At 59.8% G+C, this 18,606-nt stretch carries 18 protein-coding genes and 1 pseudogene; 13 read left to right on the forward strand and 6 right to left on the reverse strand.

The features are described from left to right. Positions 1-64 precede the first annotated feature (64 nt). From IH404_RS11595 to IH404_RS11605, 3 genes are all read left to right on the forward strand, one after another. Positions 65-571 (forward strand): response regulator transcription factor, encoded by a 507-nt coding sequence (locus IH404_RS11595; RefSeq protein WP_242462669.1) that lies wholly within the window; start codon positions 65-67, stop codon positions 569-571. A 49-nt stretch (positions 572-620) separates the two neighbouring features. Continuing rightward, positions 621-1,616 carry a fimbrial protein gene (locus IH404_RS27840; RefSeq protein WP_057704060.1) on the forward strand — a complete coding sequence of 332 codons (996 nt, stop codon included), beginning with the start codon at positions 621-623 and terminating at the stop codon, positions 1,614-1,616. Between the two features lie 321 nt (positions 1,617-1,937). After that, the gene (locus tag IH404_RS11605; RefSeq protein ID WP_057704061.1) at positions 1,938-3,047 is read left to right on the forward strand and encodes a P1 family peptidase; all 1,110 of its coding nucleotides are present in this window, start codon (positions 1,938-1,940) and stop codon (positions 3,045-3,047) included. Here IH404_RS11605 and IH404_RS11610 read toward each other — a convergent pair. Beyond that, a complete protein-coding gene (locus IH404_RS11610) occupies positions 3,038-3,838 on the reverse strand; it encodes a helix-turn-helix transcriptional regulator (protein ID WP_057704062.1) in 801 nt (266 codons plus the stop codon). The genes IH404_RS11605 and IH404_RS11610 overlap by 10 nt on opposite strands. A 103-nt stretch (positions 3,839-3,941) precedes the next feature. Here IH404_RS11610 and IH404_RS11615 point away from each other — a divergent pair, with 103 nt between their 5' ends. Further along, positions 3,942-4,757 carry a carbon-nitrogen hydrolase family protein gene (locus tag IH404_RS11615; protein ID WP_194440453.1) on the forward strand — a complete coding sequence of 272 codons (816 nt, stop codon included), beginning with the start codon at positions 3,942-3,944 and terminating at the stop codon, positions 4,755-4,757. A 63-nt stretch (positions 4,758-4,820) separates the two neighbouring features. Then, positions 4,821-5,921 (forward strand): polyamine ABC transporter substrate-binding protein, encoded by a 1,101-nt coding sequence (locus IH404_RS11620; protein WP_194440454.1) that lies wholly within the window; start codon positions 4,821-4,823, stop codon positions 5,919-5,921. Positions 5,922-5,989: 68 nt separating this feature from the next. On the opposite strand, the gene IH404_RS11625 is transcribed toward IH404_RS11620, so the two are convergent. Continuing rightward, positions 5,990-7,024: an alpha/beta hydrolase gene (locus IH404_RS11625; RefSeq protein WP_194440455.1), complete on the reverse strand. Its 1,035-nt coding sequence runs from the start codon at positions 7,022-7,024 to the stop codon at positions 5,990-5,992. A gap of 328 nt (positions 7,025-7,352) precedes the next feature. Between IH404_RS11625 and IH404_RS11630 the strand changes: the two genes are divergently transcribed. After that, the gene (locus tag IH404_RS11630) at positions 7,353-7,715 is read left to right on the forward strand and encodes a response regulator (RefSeq protein WP_005787350.1); all 363 of its coding nucleotides are present in this window, start codon (positions 7,353-7,355) and stop codon (positions 7,713-7,715) included. Here IH404_RS11630 and IH404_RS11635 read toward each other — a convergent pair. Beyond that, complete coding sequence (locus tag IH404_RS11635) at positions 7,712-8,500, reverse strand: helix-turn-helix transcriptional regulator (RefSeq protein ID WP_005787352.1); 789 nt, start codon at positions 8,498-8,500, stop codon at positions 7,712-7,714. The genes IH404_RS11630 and IH404_RS11635 overlap by 4 nt on opposite strands. Positions 8,501-8,647: 147 nt before the next feature. Here IH404_RS11635 and IH404_RS11640 point away from each other — a divergent pair, with 147 nt between their 5' ends. The 7 genes and pseudogenes from IH404_RS11640 (at position 8,648) to IH404_RS11670 (ending at position 15,677) form a co-directional block, all read left to right on the forward strand. Next, positions 8,648-8,836, forward strand: coding sequence for a DUF1656 domain-containing protein (locus tag IH404_RS11640; RefSeq protein WP_005787355.1), 189 nt, complete (start codon positions 8,648-8,650; stop codon positions 8,834-8,836). A 12-nt stretch (positions 8,837-8,848) separates the two neighbouring features. Beyond that, positions 8,849-9,757, forward strand: coding sequence for an HlyD family secretion protein (locus IH404_RS11645; protein ID WP_005787357.1), 909 nt, complete (start codon positions 8,849-8,851; stop codon positions 9,755-9,757). Then, on the forward strand, positions 9,757-11,712 hold the full coding sequence (locus IH404_RS11650) for an FUSC family protein (RefSeq protein ID WP_194440456.1): 1,956 nt from the start codon (positions 9,757-9,759) through the stop codon (positions 11,710-11,712). Before IH404_RS11645 ends, IH404_RS11650 begins: the two co-directional genes overlap by 1 nt. A gap of 61 nt (positions 11,713-11,773) precedes the next feature. Further along, positions 11,774-12,679, forward strand: coding sequence for a transcriptional regulator GcvA (gcvA, locus tag IH404_RS11655; protein WP_005787360.1), 906 nt, complete (start codon positions 11,774-11,776; stop codon positions 12,677-12,679). A gap of 75 nt (positions 12,680-12,754) precedes the next feature. Next, positions 12,755-13,582, forward strand: coding sequence for a DMT family transporter (locus IH404_RS11660; RefSeq protein WP_194440457.1), 828 nt, complete (start codon positions 12,755-12,757; stop codon positions 13,580-13,582). Between the two features lie 29 nt (positions 13,583-13,611). Next, a pseudogene (locus IH404_RS27720) lies at positions 13,612-13,855 on the forward strand (SDR family NAD(P)-dependent oxidoreductase); the annotation flags it as partial. Between the two features lie 313 nt (positions 13,856-14,168). After that, positions 14,169-15,677, forward strand: a complete 1,509-nt coding sequence (locus tag IH404_RS11670) for a sensor domain-containing diguanylate cyclase (RefSeq protein ID WP_194440458.1) — start codon at positions 14,169-14,171, stop codon at positions 15,675-15,677. A gap of 15 nt (positions 15,678-15,692) precedes the next feature. On the opposite strand, the gene IH404_RS11675 is transcribed toward IH404_RS11670, so the two are convergent. The 3 genes from IH404_RS11675 to IH404_RS11685 all read right to left on the reverse strand — a co-directional run bounded on the left by IH404_RS11675 (position 15,693) and on the right by IH404_RS11685 (position 18,571). Beyond that, on the reverse strand, positions 15,693-15,842 hold the full coding sequence (locus IH404_RS11675) for a hypothetical protein (RefSeq protein WP_164699489.1): 150 nt from the start codon (positions 15,840-15,842) through the stop codon (positions 15,693-15,695). Between the two features lie 75 nt (positions 15,843-15,917). Beyond that, positions 15,918-18,095, reverse strand: coding sequence for a xanthine dehydrogenase family protein molybdopterin-binding subunit (locus IH404_RS11680; RefSeq protein WP_194440459.1), 2,178 nt, complete (start codon positions 18,093-18,095; stop codon positions 15,918-15,920). A 17-nt stretch (positions 18,096-18,112) separates the two neighbouring features. Further along, complete coding sequence (locus tag IH404_RS11685; RefSeq protein ID WP_078820994.1) at positions 18,113-18,571, reverse strand: (2Fe-2S)-binding protein; 459 nt, start codon at positions 18,569-18,571, stop codon at positions 18,113-18,115. Positions 18,572-18,606 lie beyond the last annotated feature (35 nt).

The following is an 18,606-nucleotide window of genomic DNA, read 5'->3' on the forward strand; positions in this document are numbered from 1 at the left end:
TGCTCGAGGGGAAGGGCACAGCATCCTGGCTGAAGCCGATAGCGGTGTTAACGCGCTGGAGGTCATTCGTAAATTACTGCCTGAACTTGTCGTACTGGATTTAAGTATTCCCGAAATGGGCGGTTTGTCGGTCATCTCTAATCTGAAATTGATTGTTGTTTCCAGCAAGGTGCTGATTCTGACCTCTGGTGAGTCACGTAATTTTGCAATTCTGGCGTTGCAAGCAGATGCCGACGGGTTTGTATGCAAGGACGATAATCTCGATGAACTGATTGGAGCCGTAAAAGCGGTACTATCGGGTTATAACTATTTTCCGGCCAATACGATTCATATACTGCGCGATAACTCAGAGGCTGCCACCCATGAAAGTATACAGCTGAGCCTGTTGTCAGACCGCGAGATCACGGCCCTTAAACTATTGGCCTGTGGTTTGGGTAATCAGGATGTCGCCGGGCAATTGATGGTTAGCCACAAGGCCGTCAGTACTTATAAAGTCCGCTTGCAGCGCAAGTTGAATGTGGCCAATCTCATTGATCTGGTTGAGCTGGCCAAACGAAATGGTCTTGTATGAATTTTTTGTGTTCGCTTGAGGGCTGCAGAATTTAATAAGGAGCTTCCTCTTGAAAATTCTACAACTGTGTATCGGTCTGGCTTTAATTATGTTTGGCTGGCAAGTCAAGGCGGATACGAGCTGCACTTACACTAGCTTGAGTTTAAAGTTACCCGTCAGCTTCGCTCATGATTCAGGCCAGCCGGGGATGATCTCGTCGAGCTGGCACGAAGCAAGTACTCCAACGCTTATGACTTGCACTTTGACGAGCTCCGGGCCGTACTCCGTTACGACTAGCAGTGCTCTGACGGTGAACGGTGTGTTTTCCTTTGAAAATACAACCTATGCGCTACTCAATACGTCAGTCCCGGGTATTTCATTGATTATGGCGGTGGCGGATACCAATGGGCAGTGGCTGCCTTATCAGGGCATTGAGTTGACTCAGTATAAGGGCAATGCCCCTGTATACAGCACATATGGAATTAAAGTCAGGGTCCGCTTGGTAGCGACAAAAAGGTTGGACTCGGGTTCGTATAATGTCTCTGCCGAGACGCTGCTGAGTACCGGCATTACTAAGGATGCAGTGTACACAGGGTCGGCATTTACATCGCTAACTGGAACAGTTGTCACTGCAAAAAGTCCAACGTGCAAGTTGTTTCTGTCCGCCACGACGATTGCACTTCCTAAAATAAAACTCGCTGATATTCCTGTGGTTGGCGCGATTGCCGGCACAACACCGGTGGTGGTTGCTGCCGTGTGCGACGGTGGTGCTTCTGCTTACAATGTAAAATATGCTCTCGTTGATATGAGTGACTGGTCGGCAACCGACAAGTATGTAGCGCTCCGCCCTGCATCGGGTGGCGGCAATATCGGTTCAGTTGCTCTACAGATTGCCGAGGGTTCGACGGTTATGAATATGGGTACTTTCTATTCCCTGGGGCTGGTTCAATCCCAGGGTGGCTATTTTTCAAAGACCCTGGACGTAAGCTATGTACGCCGCTCCATGGTAGCCCTTAACCCTGGAAAGTTTGTAGGCGAAGTAGTGATTCTTCTATCTTATGATTGATGTTGAGTAGATGTGCAATCTTGGCGTTGTGCTCGAATCTTTTGATTTCTCGTGCGTGGTATTTCTGCAAGTTTCAGTCATGTATATGGGGCTGTTGAGTTGTAAGTGGTGGTGCGTCAGATAAGTCGTCAGCCGCACTCCTTGGCAAATGATACGGACCGGTGCGATTGGCACCATGCCCGAAACCCCGGGCTTCATTTGCCATCGTTCAAAGCGGGGCCGACCTAACTCATCGGGGGTAACAACTGTGGGTTATCGTCAACGGCTGGCAGACTACCTAGACTTGAGCCAATTCTTCACGGGCTTATTGAGAGTAAAAACATGCGCTTACGAGACCTGGGCATCACCATTGGCACGGTCACACCTGGCGCGTTCAACGCCATCACCGATGTGCCCGGCGTTCGCGTCGGCCACCACACGCTCAATGCCGAAGGCGCAGATGGTTCGATGCATACCGGCGTGACCATCATCGAGCCGCGCCCTGTCGCGGCCCATCTGGCGCCGTGTTTCGCTGGCGTTCACGTACTCAACGGCAACGGTGACGCCACCGGTCTGGAGTGGATTCGCGAAGCAGGTTTGCTGACCACGCCCATTGCCTACACCAACACCCATAGCGTTGGCGTGGTGCGTGATGCACTGGTGGCCGCCGAGCGTGAAATGGGCAAGCAGCACACCTACTGGTGCATGCCGGTGGTGCTGGAAACCTACGACGGCATTTTGAGTGATATCTGGGACCAGCACGTCACGGCCGAGCATGTGCATGCGGCATTGGCGGATGCACGCAGCGGCCCGGTGCAGGAAGGCTGCGTGGGCGGCGGTAACGGCATGATCTGCCATGAATTCAAAGGTGGGATTGGTACGTCGTCTCGCGTGCTGAGCGCAGAAGAGGGCGGCTGGACCGTGGGCGCACTAGTGCAGGCCAACTACGGCGTACGCAGCGCCTTGCGCGTGGCGGGTTACCCGGTGGGCAGCGTATTGCAAGATACCCCTTCGCCTTATGACGGGCCGGTGAATGTCGGTGTGCCTGGCATGGGTTCCATCGTCATCACCATCGCCACCGACGCGCCCTTGCTGCCCCATCAATGCACGCGCCTGGCACAGCGCGCGAGCATCGGCTTGGCGCGGGTCGGTGGCGGCACCGAGGACGACAGCGGCGACATCTTCATCGCGTTTTCGGTGGGCAATAGCGGCTTGCCGGTTGCCAATCTCGGGCAATCCGGCCCGCCGACCACGGCCTTGCAGATGGTCAATAACGACTATATCTCTGGATTATTCGTTGCCGCAGCGGATGCCGTCGAGGAAGCAATTCTCAATGCTTTGCTGGCGGCGAACGACCTTCAGGGCCGCGGCCGGCAAGCGCTGGCGCTCAAGCCTGAACAACTGCTGGCGGCGATGGCGAAAGTGGGTTGGACGGCCCCGGTTCACTCCTGAGCCTGAAGAAACAACAGGAACAGCTCGGACTGGGATTTGATCCCCAGCTTGTTGTACATGTGCTTGCGATGCACCTTGACCGTTTCGGCAGAGATCGCCAGCTTGCGGGCGATCTCTTTGTTCGAGCAGCCACTGAGCATCAGTTGCGCCACCTCGGCCTCACGGGTCGACAACGCCGAGCTGATCTGCAACGTCGGTGACAGCAGACGCTCTTGCCAGTCCGTTGACGGCTCTGCTGCCGGCGCGCTGTTCGAAGCCTGTTCAAACACGCAGCGCTGACGCATCAGGCCGGCCACCCATGGCTGGATCAATCGCAGCAGCGCCAGTTGCTCCTGGCTGAAGCGGCAACGGCTGCCCAACGACAGGCTCAGGGTGCGCTGGGGATCGAGTTGCACATTGAGGTGGATTTCATCGGCGACCACGTTCAGGCGAAAGTAGCGCTGGTAATAATCGGTCTGCTCAAAACACTCAGGGGCAACGTCGTCCAGTTGAAACAGCCCACTTCGCGGTGATTCGCGATTGGCCAGGTAAAAGGGATCGAGCAGGTAAAGCCCCTTGAGGTAGTCTTGGAACAGCGAGTCGGTGCCACCTTCCTCCGTAGGCGATTCAGCCAGTACCAGTGGCCTGCCAGGGTTGAAGATGAGCACGACCCAGCTGTCCACCGGCACATAGCGCCCGAGCAAACGCGTCATGGAGGCCCAGAAGTGCGGTTGGTCGAGGTTTTCGATCAGCCGCCCGACCGCGTCATGCCAGGCCACGTCCTGCAAGGTCAAATTGGTTTCACTACCCATTGCGGGGTACCCCATTGAAGTGATTTTTTCCCATTACGCCGCACCCCATACTCATTTGAAGGCCCGGGTAAATTCGGGTTTCCATTTTGCCCAAGGACCTGCCATGAACATCGAACTCTTGCAGTTAGCCGGCCGCGACGGTGATACCGCTTATAACCTGGGACGCACCTTGGAGGCCATCGCCAACTGCAACGCGGATACCGACCTGTTGGTATTCCCGGAAACCCATTTGATGGGCTTCGTCGGTGGCGAACAGTTGGCCAGCGTCGCCGAGCCCCTGAAAGGGCCGACACTGCAAGCCGTGCAACAGGCGGTGCGCCAACGCAATGTGTCGGTTGTGATTGGCTTGGTCGAACGGGATGCGGGCGTCTATTACAACACCTCGGTATTGATCACACCCGAGGGCATCGCCCTGCGCTATCGCAAAACCCATTTGTGGCCCTCCGAGCGCGCTGACATTACACCGGGTGATCGCTTTGTCACCACGCTATTGAACGGCGTGCGTGTCGGCCTGCTGATCTGCTACGACATCGAGCTGCCGGAAACGGCGCGGGCACTGGCGCAGTTGGGGGCCGAGTTAATCATCGTTACCAACGGCAACATGGACCCCTACGGCCAGGTTCATCGCACCGCGATCATGGCCAGGGCCCAGGAAAATCAGCTGTTCAGCGTGATGGTCAATCGCGCAGGGCAGGGCGATGACGGCTTGGTGTTTGCTGGCGGAAGCGCCGTGGTCGACCCGTTTGGTCGCCTGCTGTACGAAGCCGGGCGCGAAGAAACCCGTCATGCGATCAGTCTGGACCTTGCTCAAATCAAGGCGGCCCGCAGGGATTATCACTACCTCAATGATCGTCGGCTGCTGCTGCAAGGCGAGACTGTCGAGCATCCCAATGGCCGCCGTGAACTGCTGATTCGCTGACTGCGTTTGTACCCTCCATAACAATAATCAGCTGGCGCGCAGGTGCCGGCCCAGGAGTTCGTGATGATCGCTATTCGATGCATGCAATGGGGGCTGGCTGCCATTGTCAGCGGCGCAATGGCTTGCGCCCAAGCGGCGGAGCCGAAGGTCAATATCTATAACTGGTATGACTTCATCGCGCCCACCACGCTGAAGGATTTTCAGGCGCAGACCGGCATTCAGTCGGCCTACGATGTGTTCGACAACAGCGAGGTCATGCAAAGCAAACTTATGGCCGGGCGTAGCGGCTATGACGTGGTAGTCGCTACCGGCGACCTGTTGCCGAACCTGATCAAGGCCGGTGTACTCAAGGAACTGGATCGCTCGCAACTGACCAACCTGTCACATCTGGATCCGGATATCCTGGCAAAGGTCAGCAGCAATGACCCCGGTAATCGTTTTGCCGTGCCTTATCTATGGGGCACCACCGGCATCGGTTACGACGTCGCCAAAGTCCACGCGCTCCTGGGTGACAACGCACCGGTAGATTCCTGGGACCTGATTTTCAAGGAAGAAAACCTCGCCAGGCTGGGCGAGTGCGGCGTGGCGATGCTGGATGCGCCCGCTGAAATCATCCCGATCGTCTTGCACTATCTGGGGCTGCCCTATAACAGCCAGAACCCGGACGACTATGTGAAGGCCCAGGCCCTGCTGTTGAAACTTCGCCCACACATCCGCTACTTCGACTCCTCGCGCTTTATCACCGATCTGGCCAACGGTGATATCTGCGCCGTCGTCGGCTGGGCGGGTGGCGTGATGGACGCTCGCAAAGCGGCCGACGCAGCCGGTAATGGTCGCCGGATCCAGTACAGCATTCCCAAGGAAGGCGCGCCGATCTGGGTGGAAAACCTGGTACTGCTCAACGATGCACCGAATCCCCAGCAGGGCTTGGCGTTCATCGATTACATGCTGCGCCCGCCGGTGATTGCCGCGTCGTCCAACTACCTCAGCTATGCCAATGCCAACAAGGACGCCAAAGCGCTGGTTGATGAGAAGGTGCGCGATAATTCGGGGGTTTATCCTTCCAAGGCAGTGCTGGATACGCTGTTTGCGCTGGAGTCGCTGCCGTTGAAGTTGGAGCGCGTGCGCACGCGGGTCTGGAGCAAGGTCAAGAGTGGGACCTGATCGTATGGCGGTTTTTTTGAATGTACCGGCGTTGTTTACCGCTCACAGATCTGAAATCTATGCGGCGATTACGGAGCACCCTGGGCGGCCAAATTGAGCTTGCGTAGCCAGGTGCTTATGGCTTCAACGAGTTCTACCTTGCATTCCACCGGCAACCAATGACCGCCGGGTAGGCTTGCCACGGTGAGATCTACGCAGGCCGCCCGCATTGGATCGCCCAGCTGATTACCTTTGATGGTGTTCATCTGATCGTAGTCGCCGTTCACAAACAGTACGGGCAATGACAAGAGGCCGCCATTTAACGCCCGGTGCGCATATTCAATGTTGGCATCGTCGTTTAAATACCAGGCGCAGGGAGCGCGGAAACCCTGCGCCTGGAAACTGCGCACCAATTGCGCGAAGTCTGCCGGCGGCCAGAGTGCAAGGTCTGGCTGGGTGAGGGGGGCCCGGTGCGCTTGGCCGAACCGCCCGCCTTTGCGGGTCACTTCGGCATTCGCTGCAATCTTGCCGATATTCGCCGGATCGCCTCGGCGATAAATCGACGCCAGCGATGCGGCTTTATCCGCATCAAGGTCAGCGACAGCGCACGCAAAGTGTGTGTTGTAGTAGCGGTAATAATCCCATTGACCGTCCGGATACGTGTCCGCCGGGTAGATTGAGCGGTCAACCAGTGGGACGAGCGTTGGCAGCGCGTTAGTGGCGGGGAAGTACGGGACCGAAATCAATACAACACCGCGACTGCGCTGAGGCTCATGAGCGACCAGTTCACCCGCCACGACGCTGCCCCAATCGTGGCCTACCCAAATGGCGGGCCTGCCGCCGAGATGGTCGTGAAGTTCTGCCATGTCGGCCACGATGTTTTCAAGGGTGTACGCCTGCGTGGGCGCGGGTGCAGAAGAACGACCATAACCGCGCATGTCGGGTGCAACGCAGTGCCAGCCTTGTGCTGCGAATGCTTGTATCTGTGCGCGCCAGATCAGACTGAGCTCCGGCCAACCGTGCAGGAACAGCATCAATGGCCCATCTGCCGGCGCCATCTCTACATAGTGCGTCGTATGGCGCGGCGTATTGAGAACACGCGAGGTCAGCTTGGAAGTGGACACAGTCTCTCCTCATGCTACGTCGGCGGATAAACTCGAAGAGGCAACACTATACTGAGCGGTAGGCTTCATGTTTCGTTCCCATTCAGCGCTTCCAGCGTTCGAGGCAAGGTCTTGCGTGTGAATGAAATTTATCCAAGGTGGAATGCTTTTTCAGTACATACACTCAGGGAAGAGCGAAAGGCGGCAATAGCAGTCGCGTTTTTCAACACAAGTGCATTGAGGATCAAGTATGTTGAATGTTGACCAGCCCCCCACAACCACACGTGAACCCAGTGAATACGGAGGGCGTTCACTGCCGCTTCTCGTTTATGCTCGCTGAGAACCAGATATGACCACGTTCCCAGGCACCAGAGTGCTCCTGGTTGAAGACGAGGGCACCATCGCCATGTTGATCGAGGAAATGCTCGAAGACCTGGAGTGCACCGTAGTCGCCTCCGTGGCCCAACTCGCCAAGGCGATACACGTGGCAGGGGTGGTGGATGTCGACTTGGCGATCCTCGACGTGAACCTGGCTGGAGAATATGTCTTCCCAGTGGCGCGGATTCTGCGCGCACGCCACATTCCGTTTTTGTTCAGTACGGGCTACGGCGGCAGTGGCCTGCCGGAAGAGTTCAGGGGCTGTCCGGTGTTGCATAAGCCATTTGCGGAACAGGATCTGCGGTTGAAAATTGCGCTGACGCTGGAGTCTTAGGTAAGACCCACGGTATTGCGCAGGTAACGGGCCGGTGAGGTGCCCAGGGTTTTACGAAACATCGTGATGAACGAGCTGACTGACTCGTAGCCGAGCGCTTCAGCGGTTCTCTGCACTGATTGCCCTTCGGCCAGGCTTTGCAGGGCGACGATGATCTGCCATTGCTTGCGCCATTGTCCGAAGGTCAGGCCGGTTTCGGCTTTTACCAGGCGGGCCAGCGAGCGTTCACTCATGGCCACGTGGCTTGCCCAGTTCGCCATGGTGGCGCGGTTGGCGGGATCTCGCGCCAGGGCTCGGGCGATGGTACGCAACGGGTTTGAGGCGGGTAGAGGCAGGTAGAGTTGTTCGGTGGGGGCCAGTTCAAGCGCTTCGAGCAGTACGTGGGCCAATCGAGCAGTGCGTGAATCGGCCGGGTAATCCTGAGCCTGGCCGCTCAGGTGCAGTATCAGCTCAAGGATCAATGGCGACAGCGCCAAGGTACAGCAGCGATCCGGCAGCGATGCAGCGCCGGGCTCCACGAACAGAAAACACACCTGCCCGTTGGCTGTCACGCGGTTGCTATGGGCGACGCCCCCCGGAATCCACACGCCGAACCCTGACGGCACCATCCACACGCCATCTTCCACCGTACACACAATGCCACCGCAACACGCCACCACCAGTTGCCCCTTGCGGTGCTTGTGTACGGCAGACTCGCTGTCGTTGCGCTGGGGTTCCAGCATCAGCGCTACGGCGGGCTGGGACAGGGTGTCGTACTCAAACTGATCGACGTGGATTTCGGCCATGCAAGGTCATCCAAGGTTGTCCGGATTTGATTATATTTTGGCAGTGTACTCAATATCGGCAGTGGCAGTAATTCCCTAGCATCACCTACAAGCCTTGCCTTCCTTGGGCGGGCGATTGCTAGAACCTTCCGAATCCCGGTGCTTGCCATGCTTAGCGAAATCTCGATTGCCAACCTCTACTTTCCGCCCTTGTTGATCTACCTCGGTGCGTCCCTCCTGGCCTACCGGCTGCTCGAACGCCTGGCCGGTCGCTGGCTGGACCGAGCGTGGCACCCGGCGCTGGCGCGTTTTTTCGTCTCGCTCATCGTCGTGTCGACGATGGTCGTCCATTGCTGAGCGAGGCCGTGCATGTCTATCGTCAAACTGCTTAAAACTGCCGCCACCGTGGGGCTTGGCGTGCTGGCCCTGGTGTTTTGCCTGCAACTCTGGCGGGCTTACGTGCTGGCGCCCTGGACGCGGGATGGGCGGGTGAGTGCGCAGGTGATCCGCATTGCGCCCGAGGTGTCCGGCCAAATCGATCAATTATGGGTCAGTGACAACCAATGGGTGGCAAAGGGTGCTTTGCTCTATCGCATCGATACGCGTGCTTATCGATTGACCCAGCAGCAGCGCGCAGCGCAATTCGCAGAAGCGCGGAGTGTGTTCGAGCAGCGCAGTGCGCAGTTCAAGCGGCGCGCGCAACTGGGCGGCGCCATCGCCCGGGAAGAGATCGACAACGCAGCGCGTGACTTGGCCGTGGCCCAAGCACGTTTGGACGCGGCACGCAGCCAGTTGGCCCAGGCCCAGCTCGACCTTGACCGAACGACTGTGCGTTCGCCAGTGGACGGCTACGTCACGCAACTGCGGTTGCAGCCTGGTGACTATGCGCAGGCGGGTGCTACCAACCTGTTCGTGGTCGACGCTCATAGTTTCTGGATCACGGGCTATTTTGAAGAGACCAAGCTGCCGGGTGTACTCATCGGCGCACCGGTGTCGATCAAGCTGATGGGCTTTGACCCGCTGCTGCAAGGCCACGTAACAAGCCTGGGCAGAGGCATTGCCGACACCAATGAGTTGCGCAACGACAGCGGCTTGCCCCAGGTGAGCCCGACCTTCAGTTGGATTCGTCTGGCCCAGCGAGTGCCCGTGCGCATCGAGTTGGACAAGGTGCCGGACGGGGTAGAGTTGGCGGCGGGCATGACCGCCAGTGTCGAAGTGACGCAGCCGGGCGCCGCAGCGCGCTGGCGACTCACCCAATGGTTGCAGGCGTTCATGTGATGACTGGCCTGGCGACACGCTTGTTCGCGGCGATCCCTCGGCCCTGGACGTCTGCGACGTTGGCCTACGTGCTGCGCAGTATCCTGGCGGCAAGCCTGGCACTCTGGCTTGGCTTCCAACTGCATCTGGATTCGCCATTCTCGGGTGCGTCCACGGTGTTGTTGCTGGTGCAGCCCATCCAAGGGGCAGTGCGAGGCAAGGGTGTGTACCGGATGCTGGGCACCCTGGTCGGCATGGTCGCAGCCTTTGTGCTGATGGGGCTGTTCGCGCAACAGATGCTGTTGTTCATACTGGGCGTCGGTATATGGCTGGGCCTGTGCGTCGGTGCAATGACGGTTTTGCGTCATTACCAGGCCACCGCAGCAGTGGTGGCGGGCTATACGGTGTGTTTGGCGCTGGGCCCTGCCATCGTCGCCCCGGAGCAGGGCTTCGACCACATCATCACCCGTGGCACGGCGGTAGCGCTCGGCGTGCTCAGCTTGAGCCTGGTAGCGACGCTGTTCAGCGCCAAGACCATGGCGCATAAAGTTCGAAGCTCGCTCGTCGACGCCTGCGCGCGCAGTGCCCGGTTGCTCGCGGCAAGCCTTGTGGGCGAAGAGCCTGCGCAGCTGGCGACACAACGGCACCAGCTCGCGATCGATATCAGCAAGGTGGACGACCAGCTTGGGCTCGGCCGTGGCGAATCGTCGCTGATCCGCTCGCGGCAGCTGGCGATTCAGGCCGGCCTGGCGCATCTGCAGTCGGCTGTGCTCGACGTGCACCCGGACGACCCCGACCCCGCAATCGACCCCGCGTTGCGCGCCCGCATAAGCACAGGCTTGCAGCAACTGAGTGAATGCCTGGCGCAGGCTCGCTGCGACTTTCGCGCCGCGGCCGCGACACTGGAGCAACTGCGTCGCTGGGTGGAGGATGGCGCCCACTCAAGCCCACACCTGCGGTTGCGCAGCGAACGCTTGGACGACCAACTGGCGGACTTGGGCGAGGCCCTGTTGAACTTCGCCAGCCTCGACCACGCTCGCCGCGCACCGGTACGCGCCGTGGGGTATCACCGCCATTACGCGGATGCGGCGCGAAACGGCATCCGGGCACTGCTCGCCATACTGAGTGCGGGTGCGATCTGGTATTTCAGCGGCTGGGATCAAGGGCCCACATTACTGGCGGTGCTGGGGCCGTACTGCACCCTGGTGGCGACAGCTGCCGCGCCAGCCCAAGGTATCAACGGTTTTATCCGCGGCACGCTTTACGCGATTGTGGCGGCGGCGCTGTGCAAATTCCTGTTGATGCCACAGATCAACGGCTTCCCTCTGTTGTTGCTGGTCATGGCAGGCTTCTGGTCGTTCGGCATCCATGCCACGAGCCAGCCGCGCCATGCCCTGCAAGGGGTTGCCTACCTGATCGGCTTCAACACCTTGGTCAGCACCGGCATGACCGCCACCTACGATTTCGTCGGTTTCGCCAACCAGGCGCTGGCCTGGATCGTGGCGATGATTGTGTGCCTCCTGGCGTTTCAGATCCTGCCCAAAGATCCAGCCAGGCAGATACGCGCATTGACACGTGCGCTGCACCGGCGCACACGCCTGCTGTTACGCCAGGCACGTACAATCGATCATGCTCAATGGCAAGCGGAGCAACAACACCGGTTAGTTACGTTGAAGAGTTTGCTTGGCGCTGATCACCCGCACGCTGACCCGGCGGGCTACTTGTCGCTGCAACTGAGCAAGCAATTGAATCGGCTACAGCGCAAAGCCAGCGGTATTGAGCCGGCATCTCCCGTGGCCCGATGCGTGCAAAGCGGTGCGCGGCGGGTTGCACGATATGCCCATCATCCCGCGATCGGCGCCGCACAGGCGCGGCGCACATCCCGGTCGTTGAGCAGGCTTGGTGCGCCTCATCTGGCGAGCGGATATCAGCACTTGGCGCAGCTGCTGGAGCAATACGCGAACCTGGTGCTTTAGGGCTAACATGAGTCAATGCTCATGCTCAGCGCTTACTGCTAACTTGCCGGACACCCTATCTATGAGAGATCTGCCGCCCACCGCGACCTTGCGCGCTTTCGAAGCCGCCACTCGCCACCCGACCTTTACCGCGGCCGCGCAGGAGTTGCACGTGACCCAGAGCGCGGTCAGCCACCAGCTCAAACACCTGGAAGCGCTGTGGGGCCTGGCGTTGTTCGAGCGTGGCCAGTCGTTACGCCTGACCCCGGCGGGGGCTACGCTGGCGCCCATCGTGCGCGAATTCTTCATGAGCCTGGAGGCGACCCTGGCCGACCTGCGCGAGCAAAAGGGCAGGGTACGGCTCAAGGTCAGCACCACTTATTCCTTTGCCTTGAAATGGCTGCTGCCACGCTTGCCGAACCTCGCTCGCCAGCACCCCGAGCTGCTGGTTGCGCTGGACACCACGGACGACGTCATCCACTTTTCCGACGCCCAAGCGGATGTCGCGGTCCGGCTGGGCAAGGGGAATTACCCGGGCCTGTATTCGGAGTTTTTGTTCGGCGAGCAGGTGTTTCCCGTGGCCAGCCCCGAACTGTTGCGGCGCCTTGGCACCCCGGGCAGCCCCGCCCATTTATTGGACTTCCCGCTGCTGGCCCGCGATGGCGCCGAGCTGGCACCGAAATGGGAGGTCTGGTTTCAAGCCGTGGGGCTGGCCTTTACGCCGCTCAGGGAAAGCGTCAGGTTTGGCGATACCAACATGACCGTCGAGGCGGCCTTGCTCGGCCATGGCATCGCGTTGGTGCGCAGCGGGCATGTGGAGCAGGAAATAAGTGACGGCCGCCTGGTGCGCCTGTTCGATGTGCCGTTCCCGTCACCGCTTGCCTACTATTTTGTGTGCCCCAAGGGCATCGAAACCCAGCCGCATATCCTCAGCTTTCGTCAATGGCTGATGAGCGAGGCGCTGAAAGTACAACGGGCGGATCAATGAGGTATGAGTATCTGTTCATGCTGTGATGAGCAGACTTCGCTGTAAGCCGGGGGCTTGGCTTGCCTAAGATGGCGCATGCCTACTCATATCATCTTCCTGGTGCTGTTCGCCGCACTGCTTCATGCCAGCTGGAACGCGCTATTGCGTGGTGGTGCCGACCGGCTATGGTCGATGACTGTCATGTGCATGGCCATTGCCTTCACCAGTCTCATCGCCGCTACGTTCATGGTGACGCCGGCGATTGAGAGCTGGGGCTATGGAGTGCTTTCGGCGTTGCTGCATGTTGGTTACAACCTGTTCCTGGTGCGCAGCTACCGGGTGGGCGACCTGGGGCAGATCTATCCGATTTCCCGGGGCTCGTCGCCGGCGCTGATTACCCTGGGGGCTGCGGTATTTGCCGGAGAACGCATCGCCCCCGGCGAGTTGCTGGGGATTGCACTGGTGTCAGGCGCGATTATTTCCCTGGCTTTCAGCGGGCGTCGGTTGTCGGTTCCCAGCCTGCCTTATGCGCTGGGAACGGGCTGTTTCATCGCGGCCTACAGCGTTGTCGACGGCATTGGCGCCAGGCTCTCCGGTGCGCCGCTGGCCTATACCGTATGGATGTGTGCGCTGTGGGGCGTGATGATGCCTGCGGTGTACATCGGCCTGCGCGATGCCCGCAGTTTATTAAGCCTGCGCCCCGGTACCTTGGCCGCTGTGGTCGGCGGGCTGGTGTCTTTGCTGGCCTATGCAATTGTGATCTACGCGATGAACGAAGCGCCGTTGGGCGCGGTATCGGCATTGCGCGAAACCAGCGTGTTGTTCGCGATGTTGATTGGCTACTTTTTTCTTGGCGAAACCCTTACCGCGCGCAGGGTCCTGGCGTGCGTGGTGATCGCCAGCGGCACCCTCATCATCGGCTGATACAGCCATCTCCCAAGGAGGTATTTTCAATGATTGACGTCTCGCAGGCACCGCTGATCCTGATCACCGGAGGCAGTCGCGGAGTGGGTGCCGCGACCGCCCGGCCATCGACCGCAGGTTCGGGCGCCTCGACGTACTGGTCAATAATGCCGGCGTGCTGGCGACTCAGTCGCGTCCGGAGGATCTGAGCCTGGAGCGCATGCAGCGCATCTTCGCGGTCAACGCCATCGGCCCGCTGCCCGTGTGGTTAAAGGTGAGCAACTGGTAGAACGGTGCCGGGCCCTGGAGGTTGCTTACACTGGCCCTGAAGCCTCGGTTGTTTCACTTGAGGCGAGTGTGGCAGAGGTTGAACGCGCGATAGATGATCTTGAGCAGGCGCTGTTGAGTTTTCAGCAGGGTGGGGCGTGAGCCGTATGGTCTGGTTCAAGCGGAGGTGAGGCAGTTGGTGTAGGAAATTTCTGTGGGTGCTATTGCTGCAGTGCAGGCAGAGTGCTTGTATGCTTGCGCCCAGAAACCGGTGGCCTCTGTAAGTGCCGACGTTCGAATGATGGCTGGACTGGAAACCGGACTTCCTTAAGGTGCTGACGTGAAGCGCGATACCCGCCTTGTGATGCTTTTGCTGTTGGTGATTGGTTGCTCCCTGACCTCGTTGACGATCTGGAAGGTTCTGTCTTCGCGTGAGCGCGCGCTGGCGGAAGTGGATGTGCATGGTTTGAACCTGACCCAGGCACTCAATACCTATACCGAAGGTATCGTCCGGCAAAGCGCGCTGTTGTTGCTGGGCCTGGTCGAGCGCCTCGAAACCGAAGGCAGTGGCCCGGTGCAAATCGAGCGTATCCATGCGCTGATCAACCGCCAGCAGCCGCTGATGCCGCAGCTCAGTGGCATCACGGTGTATGACCGTCAGGGCGGCTGGTTGATGTCCTCCAACCGGCGGATTCCAGAGGGGGCCAATAGCAGCGATCGCGCCTATTTCATTCATCATCGTGACGATCCGAGCCCCGAGCCGTTCATTGGCCCACCGATTCAGAGCCGTGCCAATCAGGAATGGGTGGTTACCGTCAGCCGTCGATTCAATGATGCATCGGGCAATTTTGCCGGGGTGGTCGCGGTGACGCTGGGGGTGGAAAACTTTCTGCGCGTGTTCGGCAAGCTTGACGTTGGCCAGGAGGGTGCCATCGGCTTGTCCTATACCGACGGCACGTTGCTGGTGCGCTATCCCTTCCGTGAACAGGACATGGGGCGCAATTTTTCCAAGTCGCCTATCTACGCCAAGTATTTCGATCAGCCTTTTGGCACCACCGCGCATACCTCCAGCCTGGATGGTGTGGAGCGGTTGTATGCCTTTCGCAAAAGCGAAACGCTGCCGTTGATTACCACCGTCGCGCTGGGCAAGCATGAAGCCCTCGCGGCGTGGCGCATCGAGGCGGTACTGTCAGCCGTCGTGGTGGCGGGCTTGCTGGGGCTGACCGGGCTGATCGGCTGGTTCCTGATCCTGGATATTCGCCGGCGAACCGCGGCGGAAGAGGCGCTGCGCGTCGCCCAGCAACAGTTGCTCGATTCCAATCGTCAATTGGCGTTCCTGGCGATGAAGGACGCGTTGACCGGTTTGGCGAACCGCCGTTGTTTCGATGAAACACTGGCCCTGGAAGCACGCCGGGCGCAGCGTGAAGGTACCTCGCTGGCGTTGCTGATGATCGATATCGACCATTTCAAACGCTACAACGATGCCTTCGGTCACGTGGTTGGCGACACTTGCTTGCAGAAGGTCAGCAGGCTATTGGAACGATGCGCGCGACGGCCGTCAGACCTGGTGGCGCGGTATGGCGGGGAGGAAATGGCGATCATCATGCCCGGCACCGACAGCCAAGGCGCGGCGGTGGTCGCGCAACGGATCCTTGACTCGCTGCAGCACGAAAACATCACGCACCCAGGCAGCCCGTTCGGTTACGTCAGTTTGAGTATCGGCATTGCCACGGGCACGGGTTCGCGTCTGGAGCCGGTGCTCGGATTGATCGAGGCGGCTGATCAGGCGCTTTACTCAGCGAAGGCTGCGGGACGCAATGGATTGTCCTTGCACGCCACGGGGCCTTGATTGTCTGCTCTAACCTCACATCCCCAGCGTCGGAATCATCACTTCACCACACTCCATGAGTTGGCCCGCCGTCACTTCCAACTGCGCAGTGGGCTTGGCCGCATAGCCAGCGATGAAGCCGGCGCTTAGCAGTAAAAGGCACAGGAAGGCTTTTCTCAGAATCATGCGCGCAGTTCTCAAATTAGGTCGCAAGGGAAATGCACAGATTGTGTATTCGAGAAAAGGTTCCTGAACAAGGCTTCAAACCGATAACTGATCACCAATAGGCAGACGCCGAATACGCGTGCCGGTGGCCGCCGCCAGGGCATTGACCAGCGCAGGCGCCAGCGGTGCCACTGGCGGTTCGCCAATGCCGGACGGCACGCTTGCCGACGGCACGATATGCACCAGCACCTCAGGCATTTCATAGATGCGCAGGGGCTCGTTGTTGTGGAAGTTGGATTGGTCGACCTTGCCGTCGGTCAACGTGATCGCTTCACGCAGGGCCGCGGAGAGCGCGAAACCCACCGAACCTTCAACCTGAGCGCGAATGACATCGGGGTTGACCGCAATGCCGCATTCCACCGCGCAGACCACACGGTCCACTTTGAAGGTACCATCGCGTTGCACGGTCACCTCGGCCACCTGGGCTACCACCGAGCCAAAGGCTTCATGCAACGCCACGCCCCGGCCCCGACGCTCGTCCTGTTTGCCGGGTGCCAACGGCTGGTCCCAACCGGCCTTCGACGCTACCAGCTTGAGCGCTTCAAGGTGACGGGAGTGCCCCTCAAGCATTGCCAGGCGCCAGGCCACCGGATCCTGCCCGGCCATTTGGGCGAGCTCGTCGAAAAAGCATTCGGTGGAAAACGCGTTATGGGAATGGCCCACTACCCGCCACCACTGTATCGGTATCGGGATATCGTCGGGGGTGTGCAGGTCCACGCGCAGATTGGGGATTCTATACGGCAGCGTCGACCCGCCCTCTACCGAGGTGGAGTCGATGCCATCCTTGATGAAGGCGGCGAAGGGCGAGCCGGCGAATACGGACTGGCCCACCAGGCGGTGCTGCCAGGCGATCAGTCGGCCTTGCTCATCCAGGCCGGCGCTCAAGCGGTGGTGATACATCGGTCGGTAGTGGCCGGCCTGCATGTCGTCCTCGCGAAGCCACACCAGCTTCACCGGGGCCTTGCCATCGATGGCCTTGACGATGTGTGCGTTCTCCAGCACGTAGTCCGCGTCCTTGCTCGCCCGCCGACCGAAACTGCCGCCGGCGTACAGCGTGTGCACGCGAACCTGCGCAGGTGGCAAGTCGAACAACTGCGCCAGCACCTTCTGCACATGTGACTGCATCTGCGCGCCATGCCAGGTGTCGCAGCCGTCCTTGGTCAAGCTGACCACGCAGTTCATCGGCTCCATGGCCGAATGGGCGAGAAACGGAAAATCGTACTCGGCGTGCAGCGTCCGCGCCGCGCCTGCCAGACCGGCGATGACGTCACCTTCGTCGCGCGCAATTGTGCCCTGGGTTTTGGCCAGTTCGCGATAACGTTCGAGCATCTGCCCGGAGCTTTGCTTGAACGCGCCGCTTTCGTCCCACTCAACCGTCAGGGCGTCACGGCCTTTCTTGGCGCTCCAGGTGTCTTTTGCCACCACCGCGACACCGCTGGGGACCTGCACCACATGCATGACGCCGGGGAGGGCCAGGGCCGCCCTGGCATCGAAGGATTTCACCTTGGCCCCGAAGCGCGGCGCATGGGCGACCACTGCGGTGAGCATTCCAGGCAAATGAATGTCCTGGGTGTAAATCGCCTTGCCATTGACCTTGTCGGCCGAATCCTTGCGCGCAAGGCGCTGGCGCCCGATCAGTTTGAACGCACCGGGCTCCTTGAGCTTGACCTCGGCGGGTACCGGTTGTTCGCCGGCGAGCTTGGCCAACTGGCCCAGTGTCGCCTGTTTGCCTGACGCCGGGTGCCGAACCACACCATCAGCGACCTCGATTTCCTGCGCCGGCACCTTCCACAACCAGGCCGCGGCAGACACCAGCATGGCGCGTGCGGTGGCGCCGGCTGTACGCAGTTGCTCCCAAGAATTGGCGATGGAACTGCTGCCGCCAGTGCCTTGCATGCCCAACAGCGAGTTGTTGTAACGCGATTCGGCCGGGGCGCTTTCCACGCGCACCTGTGCCCAGTCGGCATCCAACTCCTCGGCGACCAGGGTCGCCAGGCCGGTGTAGGCCCCCTGGCCCATTTCCAGGTGCTTGGAGATGACGGTGACGACGTTGTCCTCGCCGATGCGCAGGAAGGCGTTGGGCTCGAACGTGCCCTGGCGGCCTTTGCCGCTGGTGCCATCGGCCACCGACCAGGGCAAGTACATGGCCAGGGTAAGGCCCGCCGTACCCTTGAGGAAGCGACGGCGGCTTTGGTTTTCGATAGACCGGATCATGCTGATTACCTCGTTGCTCAGGCCAGCGACTTGGCCGCTTCATGGATGGCCGCACGAATACGTACATAGGTGGCGCAACGACAGACGTTGCCCCCCATGGTCCGGTCGATGTCGGTATCGGAAGGTGCGCGATTGGTTTGCAGCAAGGCCACGGCACTCATGATCTGGCCGGATTGGCAATAACCGCACTGCACCACGTCGAGGCGCTGCCAGGTGTCCTGGACCACTTTGCCAGTCGGGGTCTGGCCGATACCTTCGATGGTGACGATCCTGGCCCCGGTTGCTGCCGACACGGGCGTAACGCAGGCGCGTACGGCCTGGCCATTGAGGTGTACCGTACAGGCCCCGCACAGCGACATGCCGCAGCCGAATTTGGTGCCGGTCAGTTGCAAGGTGTCGCGCAGCACCCACAGCAATGGCGTATCGGGGGCGACGTCGACACGCATGTCCTGGTCATTGATATTAAGCGTGATCATCAAGGAGTTCTCCGACTCGTTAGTATTGCAACGGC

The organism is Pseudomonas sp. OST1909 (genome assembly GCF_015277575.1).
GTDB lineage: Bacteria > Pseudomonadota > Gammaproteobacteria > Pseudomonadales > Pseudomonadaceae > Aquipseudomonas > Aquipseudomonas synxantha_A.

Coding starts and splice junctions, on each gene's coding strand:
- IH404_RS11635 (WP_005787352.1), bottom strand. CDS start 8,500: ATGGCCGAAATCCACGTCGATCAGTTTGAGTACGACACCCTGTCCCAG.
- IH404_RS11685 (WP_078820994.1), bottom strand. CDS start 18,571: ATGATCACGCTTAATATCAATGACCAGGACATGCGTGTCGACGTCGCC.
- IH404_RS11650 (WP_194440456.1), top strand. CDS start 9,757: ATGACTGGCCTGGCGACACGCTTGTTCGCGGCGATCCCTCGGCCCTGG.
- IH404_RS11610 (WP_057704062.1), bottom strand. CDS start 3,838: ATGGGTAGTGAAACCAATTTGACCTTGCAGGACGTGGCCTGGCATGAC.
- IH404_RS11630 (WP_005787350.1), top strand. CDS start 7,353: ATGACCACGTTCCCAGGCACCAGAGTGCTCCTGGTTGAAGACGAGGGC.
- IH404_RS11620 (WP_194440454.1), top strand. CDS start 4,821: ATGATCGCTATTCGATGCATGCAATGGGGGCTGGCTGCCATTGTCAGC.
- IH404_RS11660 (WP_194440457.1), top strand. CDS start 12,755: ATGCCTACTCATATCATCTTCCTGGTGCTGTTCGCCGCACTGCTTCAT.
- IH404_RS11680 (WP_194440459.1), bottom strand. CDS start 18,095: ATGATCCGGTCTATCGAAAACCAAAGCCGCCGTCGCTTCCTCAAGGGT.
- IH404_RS11645 (WP_005787357.1), top strand. CDS start 8,849: ATGTCTATCGTCAAACTGCTTAAAACTGCCGCCACCGTGGGGCTTGGC.
- IH404_RS11615 (WP_194440453.1), top strand. CDS start 3,942: ATGAACATCGAACTCTTGCAGTTAGCCGGCCGCGACGGTGATACCGCT.
- IH404_RS11675 (WP_164699489.1), bottom strand. CDS start 15,842: ATGATTCTGAGAAAAGCCTTCCTGTGCCTTTTACTGCTAAGCGCCGGC.
- IH404_RS11605 (WP_057704061.1), top strand. CDS start 1,938: ATGCGCTTACGAGACCTGGGCATCACCATTGGCACGGTCACACCTGGC.
- IH404_RS11640 (WP_005787355.1), top strand. CDS start 8,648: ATGCTTAGCGAAATCTCGATTGCCAACCTCTACTTTCCGCCCTTGTTG.
- gcvA (WP_005787360.1), top strand. CDS start 11,774: ATGAGAGATCTGCCGCCCACCGCGACCTTGCGCGCTTTCGAAGCCGCC.